Raw genomic sequence first — 6,920 nt, forward strand, 5'->3', positions numbered from 1 at the left:
TACAACGAGGCAGGCAGCAGACGGCCACTAGGCTGTGGCACGCTTCCGTCGTGAACATCGCGGTCGTCGGTCTCGGTCTCCTCGGCGGATCTCTGCTGCGCGCCCTCGCCGCAGCCGGCCACCGGGTGCTCGGTTACGACGCAGATCCGGCGGTACGCGCAACGGCGCGGACGGCGGCCGCGAAGGCGTCGGCGAACCAGCGGTGGCAGATCGCGGCCTCGGTCGGGGAGGCCGGGAAGCCGTCCGAACTGGTCGTGCTGGCCGTGCCGCTGACTGCGGTGGCCGGCGTGCTGGACGAGTTGGTCGACGCCGGGTTCACCGGACTGATCACCGACGTCACCAGCGTCAAGGAACCCGTACGCGACCTGGTCGAGGAACGTATGCGCCGGGCAGCCACCCCGTTGGCCGGGTTCGTCGGCGGGCATCCGATGGTCGGCCGGGATCAGACCGGATTCGACGCGGCCGATCCGTACCTGTTCACGCAGTGTGCCTGGGTGCTGTGCCTGGAAGAGGAGACTTCGCTGCCGGACTGGCTGCACCTCGCCGCCCTGGTCACCTCGCTGGGTGCCCGCGTAGTGCCGACCACCGCAGCCGACCACGATCGGTCGGTGGCCCGGGTGAGCCACCTTCCGCACCTGGTGGCCAGCGCACTCGCGGCGAGCATCGCCGACGATCCGCTCAGCTCGACGCTCGCCGCCGGCTCCTTCCGCGACGGTACGCGAGTCGCCGTCACCCGGCCCGAGCTGACCGCCGAGCTGACGGGCGGCAACGCCGTACCGGTCGCAGCAGCGTTGGACTCGCTGCTCGCCGACCTCGAGAAGGCGCTGAATCTGCTGGGTCGCCCGGATCCCGAGCGATCGCTGAAACCCTGGCTGCGGCCGGGACACGAGGCGCGGTCGCACTGGCCCGCCCTAGCCGGGGACTCGACCGAGCTGCCCGCCCGCGCTGACGTGCTTCGGCGGCTGGGCGGCGTCGGTGGGTGGATCATCGACGTGGCGGCTGACCGGCGTACGGTGACGGCCGTTCGCCCCGCTTAGCGCTCCTCTTAGCTGCAGATCACGGGTATGCATGTGATCATGGGCCGCTTTGGCCTGCTCATCCGTGATCTGGTGCGAGAAAGAGCGAGCGCCGACGGCCGACACCGTGCGGGATCGGGCCCGTTAACCGGACATGAGACCGACTATGCGCGAGCCCTTTCCGGTACGCGTACCGGCAGTGCTCGCCGGGCTGGCCGGGGCGGGTGCGTGGCTCGCCGGCTTCGGCGCGCTCGCCGTCGACCTGGCCGGGTACGCCTTGTGGATGCTCGTCGCCGGGGCGGCCGCGTGGCTCGCCGCGTTGGCGTTGTGCCGCCACGGCGATCGGGGAGTGGCGGCCGGAATCGCAGTGGCACTAGCCATCGGATGGTCGAGTACGGCGCTCGCTCTGGCCGTCACATGGGCGCAGACGGGGACGTGGCCGTTGTGGTGACGGTCGGTAGCCGTACCGTGGCAATAGTGGGCTTGACGTGCGACGTCGGTGCGGGCAGTCTCAGCTTCGTGTGGACGCTGCAACGGCTTGACCCGGAACGGCGGCGCCGGCGACTACAGCTCCTGACCGAGCTCGCCGACGCCAAGTCGGTGCGCGTACGCGTGGCCCCTCGACGTGCTCGCGGCGACCAACTGCGTGATCTCATCGCTTTGCGGCGCAGACTCGCCGGTTGACTCGTGGCCTCCGCTAAACGCCGAGGTCACCGGATACTGTCACACAAGGCCCCGATGTCGCGGGGACTGAAGTTGACCTTCAAGGAAGACGATCGTGTCGCACTTTGCCGCCGCGGTGGTCCGGGGCCGCTCCGGGTGGACCGCCACTGAACTCGACCTGAGCGACGCCGCCGACGTCGAGGATGTCGCCGATCGACTGCGCGACGTCGACCTCACCGCGTCCGTCTCGCTGCTCTTCGTGGAGTCCGACGACTCCTACCTGGCCGTCCTCCGCCTCGACGAGGGCGAGGACCTGCGGGTCTTCGGCTCCGACTCGGCCTTTGTCGACGAGTCCCGCCTGGGCAAGCTCCTGCTGGGCGACCTGACCGTCGGGGGGACGATCGAGCCCGCGCTGGAGCCGACGGACACCGAGGACTTCGCCGACGACGCCGAGGAGACCGAGGAGGAGGAGCGCCCGGCCGCCGACCCGACGGTCAACCCGATCGGTGACGCCGACCTGCTTGCCGATCTCGGGGTCTCCGCGCATCACCTGCTGGAGCTGTGCGCCACCGACGGGCTCATGCCGGCCGACGTCACCGCCGAGATCTGCCAGGTCATCGGCTGCGCCGACGAGATCGAAGAGCTGCGCGAGGTGTGACCGCGCTCGCCGAGCGGCACGCCCAATGGATGCGGCGCGCCTTGGACGTCGCGCGTACCGCCTCCGGCCAAGGGGATGTGCCGGTCGGCGCGGTTCTGCTCGACCCGGCGGGCGTCGAGGTCGCCATCGGCCACAACGAGCGCGAAGCCGGCCTCGATCCGACGGCGCATGCCGAGATCGTCGCCATCCGACGGGCCGCCGCGCGACTCGGCACTTCCCACCTCGTCGGCTGCACGCTCGTCGTCACCCTCGAACCGTGCACGATGTGCGCCGGCGCGATCACGCTCGCCCGCCTCGGGACCGTCGTCTTCGGGGCCTGGGAGCCCAAGACCGGCGCCGTCGGGTCGCTTTGGGACGTCCTTCGCGACCGTCGGCTCAACCACCGCCCCGAGGTGTACGCCGGCGTGCTCGCCGACGAGTGCGGTGCTCTTCTTCGCGAGTTCTTCCGCTCCTGACGCGCGCTCCGCTTGCTGCTTCTTGATCATCGCGTTGGGCTTCTTGATCATCGCGTTATGCCGGATAACGCGGCTATTCGCGCGTGGATAAGCGCGTTATCCCGGGATCCCGCGAAGGGCCCGGATCCCGCGAAGGGCCCGGGAACCGCGAAGGGCGGGGATCCCGCGTAGGGCCCGGGAACCGCGAGGGGCGGGGTGCCCGCGAGGGGGCAGGGTGCGCTGCACCACATCAAACTTTACGACCGACCGGTCGTACAGATACTCTGACACGGTGAGTACGAAGACGGACGGCCGATTCGTCCGAGGCGACCGGACCAGAACAGCCGTCCTGGACGCCGCAGTCGCGTTGGCCACCGAGTCCGGCCTGGCCGGCCTGTCCCTGGGCCAGCTCGCCGAGCGGCTCGGCGTCAGCAAGTCGGGCCTGTTCGCGCACTGGCGCTCCAAGGAAGAGCTGCAGCTCGCCGCGATCGACCACGCTCGGAAGATGTGGGCCGACCTCGTGGTGGCTCCCGCACTCAAAGAGCCCCGGGGCGTACGCCGAGTCTTCGCAGTCCACGAGGCCAGGCTGCGGTTCTACGCCGACGGCGTACTGCCGGGCGGCTGCTTCTTCGCCGTCGCCGAGTTCGAGCACACCGGGCGTACCGGAGTTGTGCCGGACCGGCTCGGTGAAGTGCTCGGCGAATGGCTGACCCTGCTGCACCGGCTTGTCCGCGAGGCGGTCGAGCTGGGCGAACTTCCCGCTGATCTAGACGTTTACCAGCTCGCCTTCGAGATCGACGCGGCCGGCGTCGCAGCGATGCTGCATACCCGGCTGCTCTCCGTGAGCACTGCTCACGCGCGTACGGCGGTCCTCACCCGGCTCCGCGCGCTGACCACCGATCCGACCCTGCTTCCGGAGGAATGATGACCGAGACCCTGCAGTACGCCGGCGTGATCCGCCAGGTCGTGGTCCACTTCGACGACCTCGACCCGTCCGCCGTCGTCCACAACTCCCGGTACGCGCTCCTGCTGGAACGAGCGGTGTCGAACTGGTTCAGCGAGCACGGCTACACGTTCGCCAACGGACGCCCCAGCAACGAGGACATGGTCGTCGGCGTACGCGAGTTCGCGATCACCTACAACGTGCCGATCCGCGGCACCGGCCCGGTCGACGTGCACTTCTGGATCGACAAGCTCGGCCGGAGCAGTGCGGTCTACGGCTTCCGTTTCCTCTCCCCGGACCACACCACCGTGTACGCCGAAGGCCGCCGAGTCATGGTCAAGATGGACTTCGCAGCCGGCGTACCAGTGCCGTGGACCGAGGAGGGACTGGCGTTGGTGGAGCCGCTCGTCAGGCGATAGCCGTGTCGAGCGCGACCTCGACCATCTGGGAGAAGGTCTGCTCGCGCTCCTGGGACGTGGTCGCCTCACCGCGCTTGATGTGGTCGCTGACCGTGAGAATGGTCAGCGCGCGGGCCCGGAAGCGAGCCGCGATCGTGTACAGCGCGGCCGACTCCATCTCCACCGCGAGCACGCCGTAATCCGCGAGCTTGTCGTAGAGGTCCGGGCGATCCGTGTAGAACGCGTCCGCCGCGAGCACCGGGCCGACGTGCATCTCGATGCCGCGCGACTCGGCGACCTCGACCGCCTTGCGCAGGAGCCCGAAGTCGGCCACCGGCGCATAATCCACCAGGCCGTCGAACCGCACCCGGTTCATGTTCGAGTCGGTCGCCGACCCGTTGGCGGCGATCACATCCCGCAGGTTCAGCGACTCCGACAGCGCCCCACAGGAGCCGACCCGGATCAGCGTCTTCACGCCGTACTCGTTGATCAGCTCGTGGGCATAGATCGACGCCGAGGGCATGCCCATACCGGAGCCCTGGATCGAGACGTCGACGCCCCGATACTTCCCGGTGAACCCGAACATGTTGCGGACCGTCGAGTAGCACTTCGCGTCCTCGAGGAAGGTCTCCGCGATCCACTTCGCGCGCAGCGGGTCACCCGGCATGAGAACCCGCTCGGCGATCTCGCCGGGCTTTGCTCCGATGTGCGTGCTCATGGTCCCGATCTTCGCACGTTGACCGGTTCGCCGGGCGGCGGTTACCCATGTGACCGGGGGCCTGGAGGTCGTGTAAGGTAGCGCGCGGTGGTGTGTCCGAGTGGCCTAAGGAGCACGCCTCGAAAGCGTGTGAGGGTGCAAGCCCTCCGCGGGTTCAAATCCCGCCGCCACCGCTTCGGGTCACGGCTCGCGTCTCGGCGCGAGCCGTTTCCATTTCCAGCGACGGGTACGCCGTGAGCAGCGTCACGGCTGCGTAAGGTGGTCGGCGGAGACAAAAAGGGCCCCCCGCGTACCCGCCAGAGCTCGCTTATCCTTGCTGCCTTCCGGCCCTGGGGAGGTTCACGAGGTAACGCCACGCGAGGGGCTTGACCACTGTACCTGGTAACCCGGGTGGGACGAACGCCGGGCCTTATGTATCCTTCTCCACGGAGGATTCGCCTAGAGGCCTAGGGCGCACGCTTGGAAAGCGTGTTGGGATAAAACCCTCACGAGTTCGAATCTCGTATCCTCCGCTCGGTTGAGCAGTACCAGAACGAGGACCAGCCCCATCCAAGCTGGTCCTCGTTCTGCGTCTGGTCTCATTTTCTGGTCGCATTTCTTGATCCAGTGAGCCGGAAACGTCGTCAGGACGCTCCAGCGACGTTTCCGGCTCACTGGATCAAGGAAGTCACGCGGTCAGTCGCCCGCCACCCACCACCAGCCGTCGCCGAGGTAGCGCACCGGCTTGCCCAGGCCGCCGGGAGCGGTGACGACCAGCACGTCGGCCGGCGGATGCTCGCCCAGGTACGCCATGCCGGCACCAGCCTCGCCGCGCCAGTTCTCCCACATGGGGAGATAGAGCACGTCCGGACCGTGCTGGAGATGAGCTCGGCCGTCGCGGGAGAGGTACCTGATCGTCAGTGGCAGGCGCTCGCTCGAAGCCACCTCGCCGGCCGCGTACGCCGTCGCGAGGTCATGGAGCGCAGCGCGGTGGAGGCTGAACTGAGAGTCGATGTACATCGTCGGCCAGTCGGCGCGCCATATCCCGACCGCAGCTGCGATGGAGAGAACCGCGACGGCCGCCGCCTGCGCATAGGCCCGCCGGGTGATCCACCGAACCGATGCCATCACCGTCGCCGTGACCGCGCCGATCCAGCAGACTGCGACGATCGCCAGCGAGCCCCAGTCATCCGTGGCGGCCGTGATGGGGAAGGCCAGGAAGTACGCCGTAGCCAGGGCGATCCAGGCGGCGAGCGCGAGCAGCATCCATTTCACCCTGCGGATTGTGACAGCTCGACGAAACCTGCGGATCACGGTTGCGCAGGCTAAATGTGCGCGGGGAAGCCTGCGTAACCGTGATCTGCAGCGGAAATGGGTGGGCGCTACGGGGCGGTGTGCGTACCAGTTGATGAGGAAGGAAGCGTGACCGAGACGACCAGGCCACCACCCTCGGCGGCCGGGCGGGGCGCGGCCTGGACGTCGCCGCCGTGGGCGTGGGCGATGGAGCGGACGATGGACAGGCCGAGACCGGTGCCGCGGGCTGAGCCGACGCGATCGGCGCCCAGGCGGCGGAAGGGTTCGAAGAGCGCGGGGATCTCGTACGCCGCGAGCACCGGCCCGGTGTTGGCGATCGCCAGGGTGGCCTGGGACGACGCGACCGAGACTGAGGCGCGGATGCTGCCGCCCGGGGTGTTGTAGCGGGCGGCGTTCTGGACCAGGTTGAGCACGAGCCGTTCGAGCAGGACCGGGTCGCCGAGGACCGGAGTGGGCGCGAGGTCGGTCGAGACCTGCAGGTCGGAGATGGTGTCGAGGTGGTGCCCGATGATCTCCGCGAGGTCGACCGGTTCGACGACGGTGAGGGTGTGCTCGGAGCGGGCGAGCATCAGCAGGCCGTCGATGAGACGTTCGTGGCGGGCGTTGACTTCCAGGAGGGTTTGACCGAGTTGGAGGAGTTCGGGGGGAGCGTCCGGGCGGCCCATCGCGACTTCGATCAGCGTGCGATTGATGGCTAGCGGCGTTTTCAGCTCGTGGGAGGCGTTGCCGACGAAGCGGCGCTGGCCGTCGAAGGCGCGGTCGAGGCGGTCGAGCATCGAGTCGAAGGTGTCCGCGAG

The 6,920-nt window shown here is 68.6% G+C and carries 10 protein-coding genes, 2 tRNA genes and 1 other RNA gene; 9 read left to right on the forward strand and 4 right to left on the reverse strand.

Annotated elements, in window-relative coordinates:
* Nucleotides 1-50 precede the first annotated feature (50 nt).
* The 7 genes from HOV77_RS30820 to HOV77_RS30850 all read left to right on the forward strand — a co-directional run bounded on the left by HOV77_RS30820 (nt 51) and on the right by HOV77_RS30850 (nt 4,133).
* Nucleotides 51-1,037: a prephenate dehydrogenase/arogenate dehydrogenase family protein gene (locus HOV77_RS30820; RefSeq protein ID WP_290868582.1), complete on the forward strand. Its 987-nt coding sequence runs from the start codon at nt 51-53 to the stop codon at nt 1,035-1,037.
* 145 nt (nt 1,038-1,182) lie between these two features.
* The gene (locus HOV77_RS30825) at nt 1,183-1,467 is read left to right on the forward strand and encodes a hypothetical protein (protein WP_290868585.1); all 285 of its coding nucleotides are present in this window, start codon (nt 1,183-1,185) and stop codon (nt 1,465-1,467) included.
* A 26-nt stretch (nt 1,468-1,493) separates the two neighbouring features.
* Complete coding sequence (locus HOV77_RS30830; RefSeq protein WP_290868587.1) at nt 1,494-1,700, forward strand: hypothetical protein; 207 nt, start codon at nt 1,494-1,496, stop codon at nt 1,698-1,700.
* A gap of 94 nt (nt 1,701-1,794) precedes the next feature.
* Nucleotides 1,795-2,337, forward strand: a complete 543-nt coding sequence (locus tag HOV77_RS30835) for a tRNA adenosine deaminase-associated protein (protein ID WP_290868589.1) — start codon at nt 1,795-1,797, stop codon at nt 2,335-2,337.
* On the forward strand, nt 2,334-2,792 hold the full coding sequence (gene tadA, locus HOV77_RS30840) for a tRNA adenosine(34) deaminase TadA (RefSeq protein WP_290868592.1): 459 nt from the start codon (nt 2,334-2,336) through the stop codon (nt 2,790-2,792). The genes HOV77_RS30835 and tadA overlap by 4 nt, the downstream gene beginning before the upstream one ends.
* A gap of 271 nt (nt 2,793-3,063) precedes the next feature.
* The gene (locus HOV77_RS30845) at nt 3,064-3,696 is read left to right on the forward strand and encodes a TetR/AcrR family transcriptional regulator (RefSeq protein WP_290868595.1); all 633 of its coding nucleotides are present in this window, start codon (nt 3,064-3,066) and stop codon (nt 3,694-3,696) included.
* A complete protein-coding gene (locus HOV77_RS30850) occupies nt 3,696-4,133 on the forward strand; it encodes a thioesterase family protein (protein WP_290868598.1) in 438 nt (145 codons plus the stop codon). Before HOV77_RS30845 ends, HOV77_RS30850 begins: the two co-directional genes overlap by 1 nt.
* On the opposite strand, the gene deoD is transcribed toward HOV77_RS30850, so the two are convergent.
* A complete protein-coding gene (gene deoD / locus HOV77_RS30855) occupies nt 4,123-4,830 on the reverse strand; it encodes a purine-nucleoside phosphorylase (protein WP_290868601.1) in 708 nt (235 codons plus the stop codon). The genes HOV77_RS30850 and deoD overlap by 11 nt on opposite strands.
* 86 nt (nt 4,831-4,916) lie before the next feature.
* Between deoD and HOV77_RS30860 the strand changes: the two genes are divergently transcribed.
* Nucleotides 4,917-5,003: transfer RNA gene (locus HOV77_RS30860), tRNA-Ser, on the forward strand.
* Nucleotides 5,004-5,103: 100 nt separating this feature from the next.
* Here HOV77_RS30860 and ffs read toward each other — a convergent pair.
* Nucleotides 5,104-5,199: signal recognition particle sRNA small type (gene ffs / locus HOV77_RS30865), an RNA gene on the reverse strand.
* A 58-nt stretch (nt 5,200-5,257) separates the two neighbouring features.
* Between ffs and HOV77_RS30870 the strand changes: the two genes are divergently transcribed.
* Nucleotides 5,258-5,342 (forward strand) — tRNA-Ser (locus tag HOV77_RS30870).
* 163 nt (nt 5,343-5,505) lie between these two features.
* On the opposite strand, the gene HOV77_RS30875 is transcribed toward HOV77_RS30870, so the two are convergent.
* Complete coding sequence (locus tag HOV77_RS30875; RefSeq protein ID WP_290868603.1) at nt 5,506-6,075, reverse strand: hypothetical protein; 570 nt, start codon at nt 6,073-6,075, stop codon at nt 5,506-5,508.
* A 116-nt stretch (nt 6,076-6,191) separates the two neighbouring features.
* Nucleotides 6,192-6,920, reverse strand: a 729-nt coding sequence (locus HOV77_RS30880; RefSeq protein WP_290868606.1) for a HAMP domain-containing sensor histidine kinase, incomplete at its 5' end; no start/stop codon positions are given.

This window comes from Hamadaea sp. (assembly GCF_013362815.1).
In the GTDB taxonomy this organism is placed as follows: Bacteria; Actinomycetota; Actinomycetes; order Mycobacteriales; family Micromonosporaceae; genus Hamadaea.

Coding starts and splice junctions, on each gene's coding strand:
- HOV77_RS30850 (WP_290868598.1), top strand. CDS start 3,696: ATGACCGAGACCCTGCAGTACGCCGGCGTGATCCGCCAGGTCGTGGTC.
- deoD (WP_290868601.1), bottom strand. CDS start 4,830: ATGAGCACGCACATCGGAGCAAAGCCCGGCGAGATCGCCGAGCGGGTT.
- HOV77_RS30875 (WP_290868603.1), bottom strand. CDS start 6,075: ATGCTGCTCGCGCTCGCCGCCTGGATCGCCCTGGCTACGGCGTACTTC.
- HOV77_RS30825 (WP_290868585.1), top strand. CDS start 1,183: ATGCGCGAGCCCTTTCCGGTACGCGTACCGGCAGTGCTCGCCGGGCTG.